This is a genomic window from Nocardia donostiensis (assembly GCF_002081715.1).
Classification (GTDB): Bacteria; Actinomycetota; Actinomycetes; order Mycobacteriales; family Mycobacteriaceae; genus Nocardia; species Nocardia donostiensis.
The window spans coordinates 63,362-85,685 of sequence record NZ_MUKP01000017.1; the positions used below are offsets into that span (position 1 = coordinate 63,362).

Genomic DNA, 22,324 nt, shown 5'->3' on the forward strand with positions numbered 1-22,324 from the left:
GCCCGACGGGGTGTGAACCACCACACGCGTAAGGGATTTCTTCAGTCGCCTGCAAACCATCGGAACCCGACCGGGCGGAAAAGCTACGCTGGCGCGATGTCCGTCGATGCGCGTGCTCCCGAATTGGTCGTCTCGGATTTCGTCACCATGATGAATGCCGCCGAGATGTGCGTGCTCGTGCACGACGCCGAGACCAAGAACATTCTCTGGGCCAATCCGGCAGCGTGCGCGATGCTCGGTTTCGACCTGGACGAGATCCGGCCGCTGAAGGCCGATGACATGAGCAGCTCCGCCCAGCAGTACGACCGGGTCATCGGCCGTGCCTGGCTGCAGGACGCCGTCGAGCACGGCACCAGCCGGATCGAATGGCATTACCGGTCCAAGACCGGCCGGGTGATCCCCACCGACGCGGTCGCCACCCGAATCGCACTCGAGCAGGGACCTGCAGTGATGGTGCAGTTCCGCGATATCGAGCACGAGCAGCGCACCGAACGGGCCCTACGGTTGACCACCACATATGTCGACGCGCTGGCCCGGCACACATCCACCATGGCGTTCGTGCTGGACGAGGCCGGTGAGATCCGCTTCGCCACGGACACCGCGCTCACCCGCCTCGGTCTCGACCCGGCAGCAGAGCCCCCGGCCGGACCTCGCCTCACCAGCTATGCCCACCTGCACCGGGGTGGCAGGCGCATCGAGTGGGACGCGGTGGCGAAGGACGCCGATCCGGTGGCATCGGTGCGGCTCGAAGTCGGGCAGCCTGCCGGTATGACATCCTGGCTCGACGGCAGCCTGGAGCGACTGGACGAGGCCGGGGTGACGGCATTCCTCATGCTGGTGCACGACGTGTCGGATCGGGTCCGCGACGAGGAGAAGCGGGGCCTGGAACTCCAGCGGGAGAACTACCTCGCCCGCTACAACGTCATGGGCGATATGGCGATGGCGATCGCGCACGAACTGGGTCAGCCGCTGGCGGCTGCGGGGAACTATGTCGCGGGGATCCGATCGCACCTACCGGGTGGGGATTTGCTCGACCGCCGCGTCACCTTCGGCCTCGATGCGGCCCGTAAGCAGATCGACCGGGCGGCGACCATCGTGGCCACCCTGCGCGCGTTCGTCGGGCATCTGGAACAGGTCGAGCAGGTGGCCGACCTGAACGACATCGTCGCCGAATGCCTCTACTTCGTGCGGTTGCGCGCCGAACAGACCGGGGTCCGGGTCGAACTGAACCTCTCCCCCGCACCAGTCGACGTGCGCTGCGAGCGGGTCCTCACCGGGCAGGTCATCGTCAATCTGTGCTTCAACGCCATCGATGAGATGGCGCAGTGCCCAGCCGAGGCGCGGCGCATCCTGCTCACGACCGAGATCTGGGACGATGGCGGCTGTTTCACCGTCCGCGACCACGGCCGCGGTGTGCCGCGCGATCCGTTCTTGGAATCCTTCACCTCGAAATCACACGGCAGCGGAATCGGTCTGGCGTTGAGCTATCGGATAATCACCCGGCAGCACGGCACCATTTGGTGCCGCCCCGCCGACGGGGGCGGGTCGGTCTTCGGATTCGTGCTACCGGCACCCTGATCGCATAGGGGAAACCTTCAGACCGCGCGAAGGAAATCTCGATACCTCGAGGCGTGGATCACTCGTAGCGTCAATTCCATGACCAAGCAATTGACCGCCGAGCAGCGTGACTTCCGAGCTGCGATGTCGAATCTTTCGGCCGCAGTCAACGTCGTCACCACCAACGGACCGGGTGGTCGCGCAGGTATCACCGTCAGCGCCGTATGCTCCGTTACCGATTCGCCGCCCACGATCCTCGTTTGTGTCAATCAATCCAGCTACACCCACGGCATCTTCCGCCGGAACCAGCGTCTGTGCGTCAATGTCCTGAGTTCCTGCGACGAGGAGCTCGCCGGCCATTTCGCCGGAGGCACCGGCGTTCCCATGGCCGAGCGGTTCGAGTGGGCGATGTGGGATCACGACACCGAGGACATCCCGATGCTGCGGACCGCTGCCGCGCGGGTGGTCGGCCGGATCATCAGTGCCCATACTCAGGGCTCGCATTCGATCTTCATGGTGAGTGTGGACCGGGTCGATGTCCGGGAGAACTCCGACGCACTCGTCTATTTCCAGCGTCGTTTCCACAGCGTCGGCATCGACGACCGCGCACACACCGAGCAGGAGAGCACCGGATGGACGACTCGCAGGCCCGCCTGACCCTGATGTGTTACAACGACACCCACGGCTACGGCTGGCGGCACGTCGATCTGTTCATGCACGACGCGGACGGCCGGGAACTGAACTGGGTGCACTGGCAGGTCAAGGAAGACGGCCCCGACGCCGCCGATCGGGTCACCGCCGTCGCCGAGCCCAGCCTGCGCCGGACCTCGGAATGGCGCCACGCGGTCAGCGCGAGCGGTATGGACTACTGGTCGGCCGACGCGGCCTGGAGCGATCAGTGAACCTCTATGCCCCGTGGTCGCTGCGCGACCTGGTCGACGCGATCGCGGCCGGTCGGCTGAGCGCAGCGGACGCGTGGAAAACCTCCGATCGGCGGATCACCGAGACCGAGGACGTCCTCGCCGCCTGGGTGACCCGCGGCCCCCGCCCGCAGTTGTCCGCACCTGCCGGACAGTTGTGCGGAATTCCTCTGGGCGTCAAGGACATCATCGATGTGGCCGGATACCCCACTCAGTGCGGGTCCGCGCTCCGAGTGGGCAGCGATCCGGCCTCGGCGGACGCGACGATCGTGCGGAAGTGGCGTGCGGCAGGTGCGCTGCCTGCGGGCAAGACGGTCACCACCGAGTTCGCCTTTTTCTCCCCCGGTCCCACCAGAAACCCGGCGGCACCGGCACACACCCCCGGCGGATCGTCGAGCGGATCTGCCGCCGCAGTTGCCTCCGGGCAGGTGCCGCTCGCGCTGGGCTCGCAGACCGCGGGCTCGGTCACCCGGCCTGCCTCCTACTGCGGGGTCGCGGCGATGGTGCTGACCAGGGGCCTGCTGCCGACCGACGGCATCACCGGGCTCGCGCACAGCCTGGACAGCCACGGCTACTACGCTGCCGAGGTGCGTGACCTCGCCTGCGCGTGGTCGGCGCTGCGGTCGGTGCCCGATCCCCTGAACGTCCCTGCCGGTCCGCCTCGCGTCGCGTTCTGGAGCGCGGAACCCCTGGGCGTGGTGGAGCCTGCCATGTCGGAGGCGCTCGCCTCGCTGCGCGCTGGGCTGATTGCCGACGGTGCGGTTGTCACGGATTTCGGCGCCGAACACGCGATCGCCGCGGCCACCGCCGCGCATCGGGTGGTCATGGCCTACGAAGCCGCCCGCGAACGCACTGCCGAGCTTGCCCGGGCCGACGAGCTGAGCCGGCCGCTGGCCGACCTGCTGCGCACCGGCGCGCGGACCTCGGAGCGCGAGTACAGGCAGGCCCGCCGCGTCGTCGACGAAACCTGCCATGAGGTGTTGAACCTACTCGGCAGCTGCGACGCCATCGTAGGCCCGGCAGCACCGGGTCCCGCTCCCGAAGGGCTGGACGCCACGGGCGACCCGGTGCTCAGCCGGGCCTGGCAGGCGCTCGGCCTGCCGGTGATCACCGTGCCCGGCCTGCGGGATCGGCACGGCCTGCCCCTGGGCGTCCAGGTGGTCGGCGCACCGAACGCCGAGGCCGCTCTCTTGCGGGTGGCCGACTGGATCCAGGCCCGCACCCGCACTCACCGTGCCGTGGCAACCCCCGCGGATGTGCGGTAACCCCACGACCCCGACCCGTGAGAGGAAGATATCGTGACCGACGCGGATACCATCGCGCACCTGATCCGGCGGATCGAGACGCTGGAGGGCGAGGCCGACGTCCGCCGACTGCAGGCGCGCTACATGTTCCTGTGCGATACCCCCTGCCCGGAGGCGGGTGTCGATGACGACGCCCGCCGGATCGATCTGATCATGGACCTCTATGCCGAGGACGCCGTGTGGGAAGGCGTCGGCGAGTACTACGACAACCAGTTCGGCCGGCTGGTCGGGCGCGATGCCATCCGCGCTCATTTCGAGCGGTTCTGGGGCCCGGAGCGCGAGCCAGGGCTGGTGCTCAACGCGCACTATCTCACCGCGGAACAGATCCGGGTGGATGGGGATTCGGCAGTCGGGCAATGGATACACATGCAGCCGTGGCTGTATTCCGACGGCAGCGCGCTGCTGCGCTCCAGCCGGCTCAACAATGAGTTCCGCAGAATCGACGGGGTCTGGAAGATCGCCCGGACTCGGACCGAGAACGTATTCGTCGCGCCGCTTCCTGCGAACTTCGCCGACAGCTTCCCGACGACATCGGTCCTGATGAAACCATGAATTTCCGGACGGCCGCGGATTCGCAACCGGCGCGCACCGCCGGGTGGCCGGAGAATTGCGGATCCGGGCGGCACTTCGGCCCAGCAGTAGAGTTGACCATTATGGACAACGAGCCCGCCCCCGTCGTTCATGTTGTCGACGACGACGAGGACCTGCGGCAGTCGCTGGCTTTCCTGCTGCAGAGCGTGGGCATCGAGGCACTGACGTACGCGACGGCGACGGCGTTCCTGGACGAGGTGGACTTCGACGAGGCAGGTGTCGTCATCGTGGATGTGCGCATGCCAGGGCTCAGCGGATTCCAGTTACAGGAGCAGCTCAACCAGCGCGACTATCCGGCGCCGATCATTTTCTGTTCGGCGCACGGCGATATTCCGATGTCGGTCCGGGCACTGCGGGCTGGCGCGGTCGACTTCCTCGAGAAGCCGTACGAACCTCAGCGGATACTCGAGGTGGTCCAGGAGCAGTTGCAGGTTGCCGTGCGGTTGTTCGCCGAGCGAGCCGACCGGCTCCGGGTCCAGGCGCGGCTGGAGAGCCTGACTCCCCGCGAGCGTGACGTACTGCGGCTCGTTATCGAGGGCCGGTCCAGCCAGCAGATCGCGAGCCGGCTCGGCACCAGTGTGAAGACCGTCGATGTGCACCGGGCCCGGATCAAAGCGAAAACTGCGGCCGAGAGCCTGGGCACGCTCGTGCGCGACATTCTCGCGTACCGGGTCGCGGTGTGACCTCGATGGTGGTCAGGGCGTCCAGCCCAGTCCGCGGCTGAGCTCGGCGGCTGCTGCCGAGACACAGGCGCCTGCGCTGCGCTCGAAATCCTCCGGCGTCGTCCGGCCGGTCGAGGTCGAGCAGGCGATGACGGCGACGACTTCGCCGGACTGGTCGCGTACCGGTACGGCGATCGAAATAAGTCCCTTCTCGAGTTCCTCGGAGGTGAGCGCATATCCCTTTTCCCGGACCAGGGCGAGCTCGTGTTCGAGTTGTTCCGCGCTGGTGATCGTTGCGGTGGTCAGCGGGCGGAACTCGGTGCGGGCGAGCACCTCGTCGACGAGATTCCGCGGCGCCCATGCCAGCAACGCGCGGCCCATCGAGGTCGCGTAGGCGGGCACTCGGGTACCGACGGACACATTGATGCTCATGATCCGCCGCACCGGAACGCGGGCGGCGTACACCACATCCGGGCCGTCGAGCACACCGAGGGATGCCGATTCGTGCAATTCCTCGGCTACCGCGAGCAGATGCGGCATCGCCTGTTCCAGCAGCGTGTGGGTCGCCGAATAGTGCTGCCCGATACTCAGCACGCGGGGCGTGAGCGACCAGCGCGTGCCGGAATTGGCCACATAGCCGAGCCGCTGCAGCGTGAGCAGAATGCGCCGCACCACCGGCTTGGCCAGGTCGGTGGCATTCGCGAGTTCGGCCAGCGTGGGGTTCGGCCGGTCGCCGTCGAATGCGGTCAGTACCGCGAAACCGCGTTCGATGCTCTGGATGTAGTCGCGTTCGTTGTCGCTCATTCCAGCCCGATCCCGTTCCCGTCTTGACAAAACCTTGTGACCACACGCACAGTAATTGGTACGCATTGCGGCATTCTAGTACGCATAGCGTACTTTCTCTTCTTCCCTTCCCCCGGTTCTCCGAGGAGCACGACATGACCACCACCGAATCCGTTTCGCCCACCGCGCTCGGCTCGGGCACCGCCGCCACCGACAAGTTCAAGGGCGAGCGGATCACCGCCGACACCTCCCCGGAACGCCTGGCGGCCATCGCCCACGACGCCCTGACCGCGCTGCACACGGTGATCCTGGATCACGGCGTCACGTATCCCGAGTACCGCGTGTTCAAACAGTGGCTGATCGACGTGGGCGAGGGCGGCGAATGGCCACTGTTTCTCGACGTGTTCATCGAGCACGCCGTGGAGGAGGTTCTCGCGCGCAGCCGCCGCGGCACCAAGGGCAGCATCGAGGGCCCCTACTACGTCCCGAACGCGCCGGAACTACCCGCCGAGTGCGAGCTGCCGATGCGCGACGAAGACCGCACGCAGACCCCGCTGATCTTCGCCGGACAGGTCACCGACCTCGACGGCAACGGCCTGGGCGGAGCCGAAGTCGAGCTGTGGCACGCCGATGCCGACGGCTACTACTCCCAGTTCGCCCCGCATCTGCCGAAGTGGAACCTGCGCGGCACCATCATCACCGACGCCGAGGGCCGGTACTCGATCCGGACCATTCAGCCCGCGCCGTATCAGATCCCGACCGACGGCCCGACCGGCGCGTTCATCGAAGCCCAGAACGGGCATCCGTGGCGGCCCGCGCACCTGCACCTCATCGTGTCGGCCCCTGGTAAGGAATCGGTGACCACCCAGCTGTACTTCCGCGGAGGTGCATGGCTCGACAGCGACGTCGCCTCCGCCACCAAACCCGAGCTGATCCTCGACCCGGTCACCGGCGACGACGGTATCAACCGGGTGACCTACAACTTCGCGCTCGACCCCGCCTGATCCGTTTCGCCTCCGCCCAGAAAGAGAATCGATGTCAGATCTGTCGATCGTCTCGGTCGAGACCACCGTTCTCGACGTACCGCTGGTACGCCCGCACAAGTTCGCCACCACCTCGATGGACGCCCAGCCGATCCTGCTCGTCGGAATCACCACCGGCGGCGGCGTCACCGGCTACGGCGAGGGCGTGGTACCCGGTGGGCCCTGGTGGGGTGGTGAATCGGTCGAGACGATGCAGGCCATCGTCGAGCGCTACATCGTCCCGGTGCTGCTCGGCCGCCGAGTCGACGAGATCACCGGGATCATGGCCGATATCGAACGGGTGGTGGCCTCGGCCCGCTTCGCCAAGGCCGCAGTCGACGTCGCGCTGCACGACGCCTGGGCACGCTGCCTCGGCGTCCCGGTGCACACCCTGCTGGGCGGTGCGTTCCGGTCCAGCGTCGACGTCACCTGGGCACTGGGATCGGCGCCGGTCGAGGAGATCATCGCGGAGGCGCAGGAGAAGATCGCCGACCGCAAGCATTTCAGTTTCAAACTCAAGATGGGCGCACTCGATCCGGCCGCCGACACCGCTCGGGTACTGCGGGTGACCGAAGCTCTCGCCGGGCAGGCAGGCGTACGCGTCGATGTCAACGCACGCTGGGACCGGCTCACCGCGCTGCGGTACCTGCCGAAGCTGGCAGACGGCGGTGTCGAGCTGATCGAACAACCCACGCCCGGCCAGCAGCTGGAGGTTCTGGCGGAGCTGAACGCGCTGCTGCCGATCCCGGTGATGGCCGACGAGAGCGTGCACACCCCGCACGACGCGCTGGAGGTCGCCCGTCGCGGCGCCGCCGACGTGATCGCCGTCAAGACCACCAAATGCGGTGGCCTGCGCCGCAGCCGCGAGGTGGTGGCCGTCGCGCGCGCTGCGGGCCTGGCCTGCCACGGCGCAACCTCCATCGAGGGGCCGATCGGCACAGCCGCCTCGATTCATTTCGCCTGCGCCGAACCCGGAATCGACTTCGGCACCGAGCTCTTCGGCCCGCTGCTGTTCAGCGAGGAACTGCTGCAGGAGCCGCTGAGCTACGCCGACGGGCAGGTGCACCTGCCCACCGGACCCGGGCTCGGGGTGGAACTGAACATGGACGCCGTCAAACGGTGGACCAGGAACTAGGAACGGACAGCATGCACCTGTATCACGTCCGGATGGACGTCGCCATCCCGCGTGACCTCGACGAGGCCGTGCGCACCGACATCGTCGCCCGCGAGAAGAAGTACTCCCAGGAGCTGCAGCGCGCAGGTAAGTGGTTGCACATCTGGCGTATCGTCGGCCAATACAGCAACATCAGCGTATTCGCCGTCGACTCCCCCGCGGAACTGCACGAGATCCTCTGGAACCTGCCGCTGTTCCCCTATATGACGATCGAGATCCTGCCGCTGACCACGCATCCATCCGCCGTCGGCGCAGCGTCCTGACATCTTCACCGCGGCTTCGAAACCTGCCGCGCCCGCGGCAACGAATCCCACACCATTGCCACCGCCTTGTCCGACGCCGAGTACCGGACCGGTCCGGCCGGCAAGTACCTCAACGCGGCATGCCACCGGACCAATCTGCACGGACGGCCAACCTGATCAATGTCGTGGTCGGCTGTGCGCGCGTGCGGTGAACTCTGTCGTGGCGTCGTCAACCGGAGCTGCGGTCACCTGCTGCGGGTCGAGCACGCAGTGCGTGCGACCGTAGACGGTGAACATGCATCGGTTGTTGTGATTGCAGCGGCCGTTGGTGGTCGGCTCCGCCTGCATCTTGTCGACCAGGTCGGGTTCACGCAGGAGCGCGCGACCCATGGCCACGAAGTCGAAGCCCTCGGCCAGCCCTCGCCGCGCATGCTGCAGGTTGTTGATTCCGCCCAGCAGGATCAGGCTCGTGTGCTCCACCGCGGGCACGAACTGGCGCGCGGATTCGAGCATGTACAGGTCCTCGTAGGGATACTCGCCGAGCATCTTGCGTCCGAACAGCTTCACACCAGTCTTGAACGGCTCTTTTTGGACGGAGGCGAAACCGTCGATCGGCACGTCACCGCGGAAGAGGTACATCTGGTGATATACCGAGGATCCCTGCGTCAGCTCGATGGCGTCGAGGTTGCGGTCGCGGTCGAGCATCTGAACGGTCTGAATCGACTCGTCGAGCCAGATGCTGCCGCGTATGCCGTCGTCCATGCTCAGTTTCGCGGTCACCGCGATACGGTCGCCGACGACTTCCCTTACGCGTTGGGCGATCTCGCGGGCGAACCTGGACCGATTCTCGATGCTGCCGCCGTATTCGTCCTTGCGCCGGTTGATCTTCGGGCTGAGAAAAGAACTCGGCAGGTACAGGTGCCCGAAGTGTAGTTCCACTGCGTCGAACCCCGCCGCAACGGCCACCTCGGCTGCTCGCCCGAACTGGTCGACCACCATCTCGATCTCGTGGCGTTCGATCCGGCGGCAGTACTCGAAGGACGAAGGATTGACAAACTTGCTCGGCGACATCGGCGTGACGCCGGTGATCTTCTTCGACGCCACCACCCCCGCGTGTCCGAGCTGCGCGGAGATCGCCCCACCCGCGGCGTGAACAGCGTCGGTCAGCTTCCGCAGCCCTGGTAGCGCCGCGCTACTCATCACGATTTGGCCCGGAGCGCTGGCCCCCTCGGGGGCGACGCAGCAGTACGCTACCGTTGTCATCCCGACCCCGCCGCGCACGAAGGCCAGGTGAAAGTCGATCAGATCATCGGTGACCAGGCCGTCCGGCGAACGCCCCTCCGATGTGGCGGCCTTTATGAACCGATTCCGTAGCCGCACCGGACCGAGCGTGGTCGGCTCGAAGGGGTCGGATGCGCGGTTCGTGGTTGCGTGATCAGAGGGCATGATCGCCGACCTTCCGAATAGTTTTCACGAAGATTCCCTTTCTCCTGGCCGCACTGCGCGGGTCGCGGCGCGAGCCAGATGGTGATGCGGTCACCGTCGGTGGTCACGGAACGGCATTCGTACGGAGGCTGTGTTCCCGAATCGGCGCCGACGACGGGCCGCCCCAGCTGGGCGGCCACGTTCGATATGGAAATCAGATCGACACTAAGCGCCCGCGTTGCGCCGAACCAATAGCCGGTACCGGTGAGCGGGAAACTCGTGCGCCCGTCGATCGAAAGTCGCCGCCGCAAGAACGAGTCCTCGATCTGCTCGCGGACACACCGCAGGAGCGCACTCTTAGGCAGGTCGCGCCCACTCTCGGCGCGGCCGGACCCACTTGTCACGGCATCCGCACGGCGCCGACGGAAGCGGATTTCGTTACTCGCGACGATGCCAAGTCGTACGGTCTGGATTCAGCGGTACACGCCGTCCCTCGTCCCTGAACGCCTTGATGCAACAGTCACCGAATGTAAGGAATGGACCGGCGCCGCAATGCGCTCGACGCAGGTCGTCATCGTTGCTCTCGGCTGCAGATCAGGCTCGGCCACATACGTCAATGCCCTTCGGCGGCAGCATCTCTCGGAATCGGCGGGCCCTATGCGATAACTCGACTGGGGGTGGCTCAGGTGATGGCTACCGTCGGACTGTTCGAGCTGTGCTTGTTTGCGCCGTCCTGAGCACCGGGTGTCGCGAGCTCGCGCTCGCCGCGATCGGAGGGGCCTGACTCCTCGAGCAGTGCAGAGATCGCCTGGAGATGCCTGCGCATCCGGTGTTGGGCCAGGGCAGCGTCGCCTGCGGTGATGGCCGCGACGATCGCCTCGTGCGCCTGGTGCGAGGCGGCCACTCGTTCTGTCCAGTCCGACTGGGGTACTTGCCTGTCCCAGCCCTGCTGCACCATCTCTTCGTCGAGTTGGGCGAGGACCTCGACGAAGAGGCTGATGGCGGGATTGCCGGTCAGCTCGGCGATCTCGCTGTGCAGATTCCGCAAGTGACCGGTCGTCACTCCGTGCGTCACCAGCTCCTGCTCGGTGTGCAAGGCGTCGTTGAGGCGGGCGATCCCCGCTTCGGTCAATCGTTCCGTCGCTGCGACAACCCCGGCGAGTTCGAGTGCCATCCGCGCCTGGAACAACTGCTCGCGCGTGACCTCGGCGTGGCGCAGATACACCCGCGCCGCGTGGCGAACGACGCCGGGATCCGGTTCGGTCACGACCAGCCCACCGCCGGGGCCGCGCCGCATGCTGGCCATTTGATGGTGCTCGACGAGCCGGACCGCCTCCCGGAAGACCGCGCGGCTGACGCCGTATCGCTCGATGAGCTCGGACTCGGAGCCGAGGATCGTTCCGGTGCGCCAGCCGTCGGCGATGATGTCCTTCTCGATGCGCTCGGCGACCGTCTCGGCCAACCGTTGCCTGCCACGACCTGCGCTCGCCGCGCTGTTCTTCTGTCCACCGGCCATGGGTCGATACTACCGGCAGCGACTTCCTTTAAGTGCACCTAATAGCTCGGTCCACTCTTTACACAGCAGTACATATGAGGATCCTCTATATCAGTAGCAATTCCCACCTCAAGCCGAATCCGTTGGTGTCCAGTCGCGCACCCGAGGGCTGTTACGAGGGTCAGTAATGCGTATCCACACCGTTCAGCTGGCTATTATCGCCCTAGTAGAGGCAGAAAGCACGTAGAGCACGAGACCTCGACAAGAACGTGACGAAGGTCTCGACAAGCTTTATTGAGTATCCTATACTTCCTCGTACCCTGGTTGTCCTGACCATCTCAGAACAGTGCGTGTTGCGCCGCACGCCTGCACGATGTCGAGGACAGTGAACTCTATTTCCGATCAGGTCCCTGTGAGCGACCTGATCACCGCGGTGGTGTTCGGCGTCGCGATGTGCTCGCTGCTCACCTACTCCGTCGTCGTGACCTGGAGGTCACTCGGCAAGCTGGTCGATGCCGGTGACGACCTGAGCCGCGCTCGACCCCACGTAAAGGAGCCCAGCAATGAACGCACCAATCGGATCGGTTCGTGGCGATGCGCTCATCCACGCGCTGAGTATGCCGCGGGCAGGAAGGATCTACGACCTGTCGACGGGTTGGTGGCGCCACATGCCGAACTTCGAGGGCTACCCCCGTTTCGAGGTCGTCACCTACAACTCCCCCAGCGGACAGCGGGTCGACGGGCGCTTCCCGTTCGACGATCCGGAGACCAACGCGGTCGAGTTCGGTTACGTTTCCGAGCTGGTCTCCGGGAGCCTGCACACCGGAACCCACATCGACGCGTTGTGTCACGTGACGAAGGGACCGAACGACGAATGGCACGGCGGGATTTCGGCGACCGACGCAGTCGGAGACTACGGTGCCCGGCGCGGCGATGCGGCGGCGCTCGAGCCGATCGTGTGCCGGGGAGTGCTGCTGGACATACCGGGGCTGCTCGGGCTCGATGCATTGCCGCCGGGGTTTGCGGTCGGTGCTGAACATCTCGCGCGCGCCGCTCGGCGCTCCGACGTCGAGATCGGGCCCGGCGACGCGGTGCTGGTCCGAACCGGTCAGATGCGATTCTGGCCCGACGTCGAGCGGATCCGGCGGGAAAGCGGCGGCAGCGGCGTCGACGTGGACGGGGCCCGCTGGCTGGCCGAGCACGGGGTCCGCTATGTGGGCGCGGACACCCAGTCGTTCGAGGTGCGTCCATCCTCGGTGGCAGGCAACCCGTTGCCTGTACACCTTTTTCTGTTGCAGGAACGGGGAATTCACATCATGGAGTGGGTCGACTGCGAGGAGCTGGCCGCCGAAGCGGTGACGAGTTTTCTGTTCGTAGCACTGCCGTTGTCGATTCGCGGTGGGACCGGGTCGCCGATCCGCCCGATCGCCATCGTCTGACCGTGCACTGCGAACCACGCGAGGGCGTGCAGCCGGCACCGATACTGCGGTCAAGAGACGGCGCCGTGCTCATCCTGACGATCAACCGTCCCAGCAAACGCAATGCGCTCGATGACCATGCGCGCCGGGAACTGGCCGGGCAGCTCGAAGCGGCCCGCGCCGATCACGGCATCCGAGCGATCGTGCTCTCCGGCTCCGGCGGTTTCTTCTGCGCCGGAGCAGATATCGGTGCCATGGCACGGCAGCCCGATGCGGCGCAGGCCCGAATGACGATGCTCACCCGGCTGGCGCGCGCGATCGTGCACTGTCCGAAGCCGGTGATCGCCGCGGTGGAAGGCGGAGCATCCGGATTGGGACTCTCGCTGGCGGCAGCCTGTGATCACGTCATCGCCGCGGAGAACGCGCGCTTCACCGCCTCGTTCGGGCGTCTGGGGCTGGTGGGCGACACCGGTCTGTTCTGGAGTCTCGCCGGGCGCCTCGGTCCCGCGCGTGCTCGGCAATTCCTGCTCTTCGGTGAGAGCGTTGCGGCGCCCGAGGCCGCCGACATCGGCATCGTCAACGAGACGGTCGGTCCGGGAGACGCGCAGCGGATCGCCCTGGCTCGCGCAGAGCGCCTGGCCGAAGCGTCCGCACCGATGCTGGCGGCGACGAAACGCATCCTGGCGAACCCGCGGCAGGACCTCGACTCCCTGCTGGCCGCGGAAGCCGACGCCCAGATCGCGTTGCTGACATCGAGCGACTTCGAGGAGGGCCGCCGTGCCTTCTTCGAACGCCGCAATCCTGTGTTCATCGACCACCCACCACCCTGAGGAACCGAACGTGTTGCCCCTAGGCTCATTCGAAGGACGTGTCGCGATCGTCACCGGCGGCGGATCCGGCATCGGCGAGTCCATCGCCCGAGAACTTGCCCGGCTGGGAGCCGGCGTTGCGGTGCTCGGGCGTCGCCGCGAACAACTGGAGACAGTCGCCGCCGATATCCGCTCATGCGGTGGGTCCAGCGCCGGATACACCGCCGATGTGCGCGACCGCGACCGGGTACAGGAGGTCGTCGACGCGGTGATCAGCCGCTTCGGGCGGATCGATCACCTGATCAACTGCGCGGCGGGGAACTTTCGCATCGCCCCGGAGAACATGTCGCCGAATGCTTGGCAGGCCGTCACCGGGATCGTGCTCGACGGCACCTGGAACTGTACCCAGATCGTGGGCAGAGAGCTGATCGAGCGGGGCGGCGGTTCCATCCTCAGCATCGGGACGACCATGGCCGAACACGGCAGCGCCACGACCGTGCACTCGGCCAGCGCCAAGGCCGGTGTCCGCAGCATGACCAAGTCGCTCGCCTCGGCGTGGGGCCGGTACGGGATCCGGGTCAATCTTGTCACCCCGGGCCTCACCGAGGACACCGCAGGCGCATCGGTGCTGCATACGACGCCCGATGCGCGCGCCGAAGCGCTCGCGACCATCCCGGTCGGGCGGCTTGCTACCCGCGAAGAGGTGGCGCAGGCCGCAAGCTACCTGCTCAGCGACTTCGCCGGTTATGTGACCGGAGCCGAGCTGGTCATCGACGGTGGTCGCTGCCTCGGCAAGTTCTGATTCGACCCGGAAAGGGAGGCGTTCATGGAGCCGACGGACACTATGTGGGCCGCGATGGCGAATGACGTGCCGCTGAGCCCGCTCAGCTTTCTACACCGTACGGCGGATATCAAAGGCGATGACCTTGCCTTGACAACCGATGCCGGGCAACAGATCTCGTGGTCGGGTCTGCTCGACCGAGCGCAACGGCTTGCGGCCAACCTGCGCGGGCTGGGGCTGGGATCCGAGGACCGGGTCGCGATCCTCGCGCCCAACGACGCTCCACTGCTGGAAGCACACTACGGGGTGCCAGGGGCCGGTTGCGAGCTCGTCGCGCTCAACACCCGGCTCTCGCCGACCGAGTACGAGGACCTGCTGCGCAGATCCGGGGCCAAGGTGGTTATCGCGGACGCCTCGTTGGCCGACCGGGTCGAACAGGTGGCGGATCGTCTGCCGGAGATCCGGGCGATCGTGACGGTGACCGACGCCGAGGACCGCGACGGCTACGAGCAGTGGTTGCGATCGGTGCGCGGCGTCTCGCTGCGCCTGCCGCGGGACGAGCGGGCGCCGCTGGCCATCAACTTCACCTCGGGAACCACCGCGGGCCCGAAAGGCGCGGTGTACACCCACCGCGGGTGCTACCTCAACGCCCTGGGCCAGGTGGTGGCTACCGGGCTGCGGGCTGATTCGCGATACCTGTGGACGCTGCCGATGTTCCATTGCAACGGCTGGTGTTTCACCTGGGCGGTGACCGCGGTGGGGGCCCAGCACATCGCCCTTCGCAAGGTCGATCCCGCCCGCGTGCTCGACCTCATCGACGTACACGGCGTCACACACCTGTGCGGCGCACCCGTGGTGCTGGGCGGCCTGGTCGAGGAGAGCCGCACCCACCACAGGCGATTCGACCACGACGTGACCTTCGCTGTCGGCGGTGCGCCGCCGTCCCCGGCCGCGATCGAGGCGATGTCGGGAATGGGGGTGCAGATCCTGCACCTGTACGGTGCGACCGAGACCTACGGCCCCTCGCTCGTGTGCGAGCCGCGGCCGTCGTGGTCGTCGCTGAACGCCAACGAACTCTCGCGCAAACTTTCCCGGCAGGGGGTGCGCACGCTGAGCGTGGAGGCGGTTCGAGTGGTCACCGAAAGCGGGCACGACGTCCCGGCCGATGGCCGTGCAGTCGGCGAGATCGTGGTCCGTTCCAATACCGTCATGTCCCACTACCTCGACAATCCTGCCGCCACGCAGGAGGTGTTCGACGGCGGCTGGCTGCACACCGGCGATGTCGCAGTGCGCCACCCCGACGGCTACATCGAAATCCACGACAGGATGAAGGACATCATCATCAGCGGCGGTGAGAACATCTCCTCGATCGAGGTCGAGAACTCGCTGCTCGAACATCCAGCCGTGCTGGAAGCGGCAGTGGTGGCAAGAAGCGATCTCAGGTGGGGGGAGGTCCCGGTCGCGTTCGTCGCTCTGCGTGACGGTCACCTGGTCACCGAGGGTGAGTTGGTCGCCTGGTTGCGGGCACGAATCGCCCATTTCAAGGTACCCAAATCGGTCACTTTCGGTGAGCTGCCGAAGACCGCGACAGGCAAGATCAGAAAGGCCGAGTTGCGCGATGCCTACTGATCGCGGCCACCGCTTCGGCGTGGACCGCGCCGCATTGCTGCTCGACGCGTTCGAAGGATCGGATCGCCTGACCCTTGCGCAGTTGGTGCATAAAACTGGTCTGCCGCGCTCCTCGGCCCATCGGATGCTCGACCGGCTCGTCCAACTCCGGTGGTTGCACCGGGAGGACGGCTACTACGAGCTGGGGACGCGGCTACTCGAATTGGGCTCACTGGCGCTGCACCAGAGCAGGCTGCATCAAGCGGCGCTGCCCTTCCTGCACGAACTGCACCGGGTGACCGGACATGTTGTGCATCTCGCCGTGCTCGACGGCAGTGATGTCGTCTATCTCGAGAAGCTCGGCTGGGGGCTCGCCGCCCGGCTTCCCTCGCGGGTCGGCTGGCGGCAGCCGGCTGTGCGCACGAGCGTAGGCAAGGCGATACTCGCCCACCTGTCTCCGGACGAACTGGACAGGATCCTTGCGGTCGAGCGCCGCCCGCACCGCACCCGCGCCGGCCCTCTGGATGTGCGGCGAATGCACGCCGAGCTGGCCCGGGTCCGCGACCGGGGCGTCTCCATCGACCACGGGGAGACAGTTCATGGGATCGGCTGTCTCGGAACACCCGTCGGCGCAACCGGTGCGGTAATCGCGGCAGTCTCTGTGTGCGGGCCGATCTCCGAGGTACCGGCCGACTACCTACTCGCCGGTCCTCTTCGCTTTGCTGCGCAAGGTATTTGGCGCAGATACAAGGATCGGGGACCGGGCATCGCGCCAGGTCCCCGATCACTGGGATCCGTTACGCCTTGACCGCGGCGGCCGATCGCACCGGCACGCTGGGGCCATGGGGATCCGTCAGCGCCAGTTCACGAATGGTCCGTGGCAGCGCATAGGCGGCGATCGCCCCGATCAGAGCCACCGTCGCGGACAGCACGAACACGATCGTGATGCCGTGATCGCTGTAGAACGCCTTCCCGCCGGCGACCAACGCGATGTGTGAGTTCAGGATCGCGAACGCGATAATCGGCACAATCGCCGAGACGAGGCTTTGGGCCACGGCGACGATACTTGCGGCAGTGGCCTGCAACTGCGGCACGACGGCCGCGATCACCAGGTTCGGGATCGACGCATAGATGAACCCCTGGCCGAGACCGAACAAGCCGATGAAAGCAATGAGCAGCGCCTTCTGGTCGTGCACCCCGGCCGACAACAGCGCCGCAACGACCTCTATCGCCAGGCCGGACGCCATGAGCCAGCGCAGGGGCACACGTCGAACCAACACACCGACGAGGATCCCGCCCGCCAACGTCATTGCCCCGAACGGCGCCTGGAAAATCGCGAACCCCTGTGCCGTGACGCCGAACCCGTAACCGAGCCCAAGGTGTGCTGGTGTCATGCACATCAGCGGCAACACCAGCGAGAACACAACGCCGGCACCGTAGCAAGCTCCTGCTCCGATCGTGGTGAGCGCGACGGATCGCCGACCAAGGACACGGAGGTCGATGAGCGGCTCGCGCACGCTCCGAGCAGAGGCGAACCAGCAACCCAGCAGGACCCCACCACCGATCAGGCACCCGAGCGTCGCGGGTGCGGTCCACCCCCAATGAGGTCCGAAGCTGATCGCCACCAGGATGCCCGCCAGGCCTGCGCTGAGCAACGACGCGCCGATCGGGTCGAGCCGTCCGTTGGTGCGGACCGAGGACTCGTCGGTGGTGAGGACGATCAGAACTGCGAGCACCGACAACCCGATCACGGCAAACCAGAAGATACTGCGGAATCCGAAATCATCGATCAGCCAGCCGGCGAGAAACGGGGCAAGGACCGTGATCACTCCCATACCGCTCGTGGCAATGCTGACGGCCAACGGCACCGTGCGCTTCGGGTAGACATCGCGGATCAAGCTGTAGCTCAAGAACAGACACGGCGTCAGCAGGCCGGTGAGCGCCCGGCCTGCGATGAGCATCGGATACGTCGTGGCGAGAGCCGACAGCAGCGATCCGAGCGCAGCCAACACGGTGCAGGCCAACAGGATAGCGCGTTTGCCATGCCGGTCGGCAAGCCTGCCGACCAGAGGGCAGGAGATGGCGCCGACGAGAAGAAAGGCCGTGAGCAACCAGGCGCCCTGGGTGGTTTCGTAGTGGACGAGGATCTCAGGCAATGCGATCGAGATCATCATGTAGCTGACCGCAAGCATTTCGAGGAGCAATACGATGGTGACCAGCGAGCACACCAGACGCGGGGTCCAGCCGCCCTCCTCGTCGAGGGCATCGCATAACGGCGGGGAGGCATCAATACTCATGAGTGGATGTCCGATCTAATGGAGGTATGCCGCTACGGAAGTCGGTTCACAGGTCGACGATGCATCCGGCGGCCTACGCCTGTGACGATTGTCACGACTGGCAGATTCAGACTAATTACGCAGAAGAGGCGGCGATAGTCCTTTCCCGCTGGGCGGGACCGGTGGGAAACGACAATTCGGTACCGTCGACTTTCCGAGGGATCGAAGTTGTGAATCCCCTGCCCTTCGGAGACAGGAGAACGCGAAAATCTGTTGCGGTAGGTTCGATTCGAATCGCTGGCCCGCAATTGGCCCGGCATACACGAGGGGGGCGTCCGTGCCCGGGTATCAGCTACTCGTAATAGCGTCCGACGTTCTCTGCCACGCACACGGGTTTGGTCGAGCCGAGTCGTTCATAGGTGCGGGTCGTTACGACGTCGGCGCCGCCGGTGACCTCGACAACCCTGGTCACCATCGCTCGCATACGGATCGATGAGCCCACCGGGATGGGGGCAGGAAAACGCACCCGGTTGTATCCGTAGTTGAGGCTTCGGGAGAACCCGTCGAATTCGAGGAGCGAGGCCATGAATCCCGGACCGAGCGACAGAACATACAGCCCATGAGCGAGCGTCGATCCATAGGCGCTGCGGGATGCACGTTTCTCGTCGACGTGAATCCACTGATAATCGCCCGTCATGTCCGCGAAGGCCTGTATTCGATCCTGGGTGATCACATGCCAGCCGGTGGGGCCGAGCTCGACACCTATAAGCGCTCGAAAGTCGTCGACACTGTTCGCTCTATGGGGTAGTTGCTGAAATACCATAATCTCGGTTCTGCTACCGGCGGGCCGGATCGGCAGACCTGAGCGCCGCGGCGCGCACGGCCTTACGGTCGGGTTTGTTGTTTGCGGTCAGAGGAATCGAGTCGAGCAGCCGCACGGTTTTCGGAATTTTGAAGCCGGCGAGGCTGTCGCGACAATACTGCCGGAGTTCGTCGGCAAGGATCATGGTGCCCGGGGCCGGAACGATGCCCACCTCGACTCGCTCGCCCCAGAATTCGTCCGGCATTCCGTACACGATGGCGTCGGCGACCCCGGGATGGTTCAACACGACTTCCTCGACCTCGCGCGGGAAGACGTTCTCGCCGCCGCTGATGATCATCTCCTTCTTCCGTCCCGCAATGTGCAGCCAACCGTCCTCGGTCCGGGAGGCGAGGTCTCCGATGTGGACCCCGTCGGGCCGAAAGGTTTCGGCTGTCTCAGCGGGAAGGCCGAAGTAGCCCTGGGTCTGCCACGGGCACGACACGACGAGCTCACCGATCTCGCCCGCGCCCACCTCTCGGCCATCGTCTCCCACGATCCGGACGACGACACCGGGCAGCGGACGACCCACGCCGACATACCGCCCGGCCTCGAGGTCTTCGTGATCGAATCCGATCACAGACCCGAACTCGGTCGCACCGAAGCCGGCCCGGATACGGGCATTCGGGAAGTCCCGGAGCAGGTCTCGGACGAAGTTGCCGGTCGAAGGTGCCGAGCCATAGCGGATTGCGGTCACTGTTTCCCGACGGGTTTGCGCGAAGGAGTCGTGTTCATGCAGGGCGGTGAACATCGTCGGCGCACCCATGAGCCGACTGGCTCCGTCGTTGATTGCGGCGAGGGCGGCGCCGGCATCGAAGCGGCGTTGGATCCACACTTCGCCTCCCACGAACAGGGGCGTCAACAGATTGGTCCCGAGGGTGATGTGGAAGAAGGGCGAGAAGCACAACTCGATGTCGGAGGGTGTGCGCGGATTGCCGTGGGCGCAGGTGTTCAGCCACAGCCACAGGCTACGATGGGTGTGCACCGCGCCCTTGGGGGATCCGGTCGTGCCTCCGGTCGGGAAAATGATTGCCGGGGCAGTTTCCGACACCCCAGACACCTCAGCGAGTTCTCGAACGGGCGTGTGTAGTGGCGCCAGCCGTTCGGTGGCCGAGACCGTCGCGGCAGTCGACGGCAACTCGATAGCGCGGTAGCCGGTCCGACGGGCGAGGTCGATATAGGAGGGATCGGCGACAACGAGTCTCGGTTCGAGCGCGGCGAGGTACGTGCGTGCTTCCACGGCGGTCAGCCGAGTGTTGAGCGGTGCGGCCACTATGCCCGCGGCCATCGCTCCCAGGATCACCATGGTGTGGGGAATCGAAGGCTCCATGGCGGTCACCACCCGGTCTCCCGGCCGCACACCCGCGTCCAGCAGTCCCGCGCCGACACCGTTCATGACCGTGACGAGGTCGGCGTAGGAGATCTCTCCGAACTCGTCGCGCAGCGCACGTCGGTGCGCACCATGCGGCTGCGTCCCGAGTGTCGCCAGCCACGAAGGCAACGTCAGTGGTGCACGCATGCGCCAACTCCTTTCGCCGCGCCCCCGCATCGCTCGGGCGCCGTGTCCGGCATCGTTTGCACCGGATCACCCAAACCGGTATTGAGTACACTTATAAAGCGGTTGGTGAGAAGGGTCAATTTTTCGGCGATGCGGGTCCGAGATGCCGGAAAAGCGCATCGCCCTCGTATCCAGCGCGTGGAGGCAGCGTGATCGACACCCTGCGCTACGTAATCAATGCACTCAATTTGCCACAGCGACTCGACAGCACGGACCTGGAGTCCGAGGAGATCGCACTACCTGCCGAGCGAGGAGACTGCGGCGACCACGGGACGAATGGCGCACACAGACGGACAGCCACCGCCGGTCACGCTGCCGCCCGCGAGTGCCGGTCGAGCCATTCACCACCAGCACTGGACGCCACCCGAGGTGCCGAGGTCTTGCGCACAGACTCGGCTGATGCACTTCGCCCAGCAGGCAACGAACACGGTTGCCCACGCCCATACCGAGCAATTCGCCGTACGCCAGCCACCATCTTGCCAACCCTTCGTATTGAGTATACTGTTTTCTTGAAAAGAATGCCATTTTCGCCGTAACCAGGCACGAAGCAGGCATATTCCGTATCCTCGACTGCGGGGTTCGCTTCGTAGCATCGAGCGGTTGTCATCAAGTTAGGAGCAACTCAGGTGGATTACACCCACACCCTCCCGACATGCGGACCAGGTAGATCGACCCGACACGACGGGGGCCGGTGATGGAATTCGCGTGGAGCAAGGAGGACGCGGCCTTCCGGAGTGAACTCGTCGACTATCTCGACACCGAACTGACCGAGGAATGGCTCCGATCCGACGGAACCGGGCTCGGCAGCGCGGTGTACACCGAGTTCTCGAAGTCGTTCGTAGGCAAGCTCGCGGCGAAGGGATGGCTGACCCCACATTGGCCGCAGGAGTATGGCGGCCGCGGTCAGAGCGCGTGGCAGCATTTCGTGCTGGGCGAGGAGATGTGGAAGCGCGGCGAGCCGCGCGGGCCGCAATACATGAACGTCAACTGGGTTGGCCCGGCGATCATCAAATACGGCACCCAGGAGCAGAAGCAGACACTGTTACCGCCCATCGCGCGCGGTGAAGTGTTTTGGTGCCAAGGATTCTCGGAGCCGGAGGCCGGCACCGACCTGGCGTCGTTGAAGACGCGCGCGGTGCGCGACGGTGACGACTACGTCCTCAACGGTCAGAAAATCTGGACATCGTATGCGAACGCCGCCGACTACTGTTTCCTGTTGGCACGCACCGGGTCACCCGCATCCGGCCGGAACGGCATCTCCGTTTTTCTGCTGCCGATGGACACACCAGGTGTCGAAATCCGGCGTATCGACTGCCTCGTGGGTGAGCACTCCTTCAACGAAGTCTTCCTCACCGACGTACGTCTTCCGCGCAGCGCCTTGCTGGGCGAGGAGAACAACGGGTGGAACATCGTCCGGCGTACCCTCGCCTACGAGCGAGTCGGTGCGCCGCGCTACGCACGCGCCGCGCTGGTGCTCGACGGACTCGCCGACTGGGCCAGAAGCCGTGGATCATTGGCCGATCCCGGCGTGCAGGAGCAGTTCGGCGAGGCGCGCGCGCTGTGTGAGGCCGCCCGGGTGCTCGTGTACCGCGTGATCGATGAGCGCGCTAAGCAGAAGGAACCGTCGCCGCTGGCCTATCAGGCCCGCGCGGCGATGGTGCAGGCCGAGCGCGCCGTCGGCGATCTGGCATTGGACGTCATGGGAAGCGAGGCTCTGGTCGAACACTCCCTCGGCGATGCACAGTTCCGCAACTCCCTCGGCGCCGGCATCGCGGCCGGCAGCTACGAGGTGCAACTCAACCTGATATCGCGGCTCATCCTGGGAATGCCGAAGGACTAG

The 22,324-nt window shown here is 65.8% G+C and carries 21 protein-coding genes; 15 read left to right on the plus strand and 6 right to left on the minus strand.

Annotated features, from left to right (window positions below; translation table 11 throughout):
• Positions 1-96 precede the first annotated feature (96 nt).
• The 6 genes from B0T44_RS13605 (at position 97) to B0T44_RS13630 (ending at position 5,055) form a co-directional block, all read left to right on the plus strand.
• Positions 97-1,578, plus strand: a complete 1,482-nt coding sequence (locus B0T44_RS13605; protein WP_077120129.1) for a PAS domain-containing sensor histidine kinase — start codon at positions 97-99, stop codon at positions 1,576-1,578.
• A gap of 78 nt (positions 1,579-1,656) precedes the next feature.
• Positions 1,657-2,214, plus strand: a complete 558-nt coding sequence (locus B0T44_RS13610) for a flavin reductase (protein ID WP_077120127.1) — start codon at positions 1,657-1,659, stop codon at positions 2,212-2,214.
• Positions 2,190-2,459, plus strand: a complete 270-nt coding sequence (locus tag B0T44_RS13615; RefSeq protein WP_077120125.1) for a hypothetical protein — start codon at positions 2,190-2,192, stop codon at positions 2,457-2,459. Before B0T44_RS13610 ends, B0T44_RS13615 begins: the two co-directional genes overlap by 25 nt.
• Positions 2,456-3,742, plus strand: coding sequence for an amidase (locus B0T44_RS13620; RefSeq protein ID WP_077120123.1), 1,287 nt, complete (start codon positions 2,456-2,458; stop codon positions 3,740-3,742). The genes B0T44_RS13615 and B0T44_RS13620 overlap by 4 nt, the downstream gene beginning before the upstream one ends.
• 33 nt (positions 3,743-3,775) lie before the next feature.
• Positions 3,776-4,333, plus strand: coding sequence for a nuclear transport factor 2 family protein (locus B0T44_RS13625; protein ID WP_077120121.1), 558 nt, complete (start codon positions 3,776-3,778; stop codon positions 4,331-4,333).
• 101 nt (positions 4,334-4,434) lie between these two features.
• Positions 4,435-5,055, plus strand: coding sequence for a response regulator transcription factor (locus tag B0T44_RS13630; RefSeq protein WP_077120243.1), 621 nt, complete (start codon positions 4,435-4,437; stop codon positions 5,053-5,055).
• A 12-nt stretch (positions 5,056-5,067) separates the two neighbouring features.
• On the opposite strand, the gene B0T44_RS13635 is transcribed toward B0T44_RS13630, so the two are convergent.
• On the minus strand, positions 5,068-5,838 hold the full coding sequence (locus B0T44_RS13635) for an IclR family transcriptional regulator domain-containing protein (RefSeq protein WP_077120119.1): 771 nt from the start codon (positions 5,836-5,838) through the stop codon (positions 5,068-5,070).
• A gap of 134 nt (positions 5,839-5,972) precedes the next feature.
• On the opposite strand from B0T44_RS13635, the gene catA reads away from it, so the two are divergent.
• From catA to catC, 3 genes are read left to right on the plus strand one after another with little or no spacing between them, the layout of a single operon-like run.
• A complete protein-coding gene (catA, locus tag B0T44_RS13640) occupies positions 5,973-6,821 on the plus strand; it encodes a catechol 1,2-dioxygenase (protein WP_077120117.1) in 849 nt (282 codons plus the stop codon).
• Positions 6,822-6,852: 31 nt separating this feature from the next.
• On the plus strand, positions 6,853-7,974 hold the full coding sequence (locus B0T44_RS13645) for a muconate/chloromuconate family cycloisomerase (RefSeq protein WP_077120115.1): 1,122 nt from the start codon (positions 6,853-6,855) through the stop codon (positions 7,972-7,974).
• Between the two features lie 11 nt (positions 7,975-7,985).
• On the plus strand, positions 7,986-8,276 hold the full coding sequence (catC, locus tag B0T44_RS13650) for a muconolactone Delta-isomerase (protein WP_077120113.1): 291 nt from the start codon (positions 7,986-7,988) through the stop codon (positions 8,274-8,276).
• Between the two features lie 156 nt (positions 8,277-8,432).
• Here catC and B0T44_RS13655 read toward each other — a convergent pair whose 3' ends face one another.
• Together B0T44_RS13655 and B0T44_RS13660 are read right to left on the minus strand one after the other, a co-directional pair.
• On the minus strand, positions 8,433-9,701 hold the full coding sequence (locus tag B0T44_RS13655; RefSeq protein WP_077120111.1) for an NADH:flavin oxidoreductase: 1,269 nt from the start codon (positions 9,699-9,701) through the stop codon (positions 8,433-8,435).
• A 661-nt stretch (positions 9,702-10,362) separates the two neighbouring features.
• Complete coding sequence (locus B0T44_RS13660) at positions 10,363-11,196, minus strand: FadR/GntR family transcriptional regulator (protein ID WP_081512097.1); 834 nt, start codon at positions 11,194-11,196, stop codon at positions 10,363-10,365.
• Positions 11,197-11,738: 542 nt separating this feature from the next.
• Here B0T44_RS13660 and B0T44_RS13665 point away from each other — a divergent pair.
• The 5 genes from B0T44_RS13665 to B0T44_RS13685 are packed head-to-tail and all read left to right on the plus strand — an operon-like array spanning position 11,739 to position 16,599.
• Positions 11,739-12,614 (plus strand): cyclase family protein, encoded by an 876-nt coding sequence (locus tag B0T44_RS13665; RefSeq protein WP_077120109.1) that lies wholly within the window; start codon positions 11,739-11,741, stop codon positions 12,612-12,614.
• Positions 12,615-12,616: 2 nt separating this feature from the next.
• Positions 12,617-13,423, plus strand: a complete 807-nt coding sequence (locus tag B0T44_RS13670) for an enoyl-CoA hydratase/isomerase family protein (protein WP_176219221.1) — start codon at positions 12,617-12,619, stop codon at positions 13,421-13,423.
• Positions 13,371-14,204, plus strand: coding sequence for an SDR family oxidoreductase (locus B0T44_RS13675; protein ID WP_081512099.1), 834 nt, complete (start codon positions 13,371-13,373; stop codon positions 14,202-14,204). Before B0T44_RS13670 ends, B0T44_RS13675 begins: the two co-directional genes overlap by 53 nt.
• 24 nt (positions 14,205-14,228) lie before the next feature.
• Entirely contained in the window at positions 14,229-15,812 is a 1,584-nt protein-coding gene (locus B0T44_RS13680) for an AMP-binding protein (RefSeq protein ID WP_245839116.1), read from the plus strand.
• Complete coding sequence (locus tag B0T44_RS13685) at positions 15,802-16,599, plus strand: IclR family transcriptional regulator (protein WP_077120105.1); 798 nt, start codon at positions 15,802-15,804, stop codon at positions 16,597-16,599. Before B0T44_RS13680 ends, B0T44_RS13685 begins: the two co-directional genes overlap by 11 nt.
• Here the strand turns inward: B0T44_RS13685 and B0T44_RS13690 are convergent.
• The 3 genes from B0T44_RS13690 to B0T44_RS13700 all read right to left on the minus strand — a co-directional run bounded on the left by B0T44_RS13690 (position 16,589) and on the right by B0T44_RS13700 (position 20,445).
• Positions 16,589-18,088: an MFS transporter gene (locus tag B0T44_RS13690; RefSeq protein ID WP_077120103.1), complete on the minus strand. Its 1,500-nt coding sequence runs from the start codon at positions 18,086-18,088 to the stop codon at positions 16,589-16,591. The two genes, B0T44_RS13685 and B0T44_RS13690, sit on opposite strands and share 11 nt — an antisense overlap.
• Before the next feature lie 331 nt (positions 18,089-18,419).
• Positions 18,420-18,890 (minus strand): MaoC family dehydratase, encoded by a 471-nt coding sequence (locus tag B0T44_RS13695; protein ID WP_077120101.1) that lies wholly within the window; start codon positions 18,888-18,890, stop codon positions 18,420-18,422.
• Positions 18,891-18,903: 13 nt separating this feature from the next.
• Positions 18,904-20,445, minus strand: a complete 1,542-nt coding sequence (locus tag B0T44_RS13700) for a class I adenylate-forming enzyme family protein (protein ID WP_077120099.1) — start codon at positions 20,443-20,445, stop codon at positions 18,904-18,906.
• A 733-nt stretch (positions 20,446-21,178) separates the two neighbouring features.
• On the opposite strand from B0T44_RS13700, the gene B0T44_RS13705 reads away from it, so the two are divergent.
• Complete coding sequence (locus B0T44_RS13705; RefSeq protein ID WP_077120097.1) at positions 21,179-22,324, plus strand: acyl-CoA dehydrogenase family protein; 1,146 nt, start codon at positions 21,179-21,181, stop codon at positions 22,322-22,324.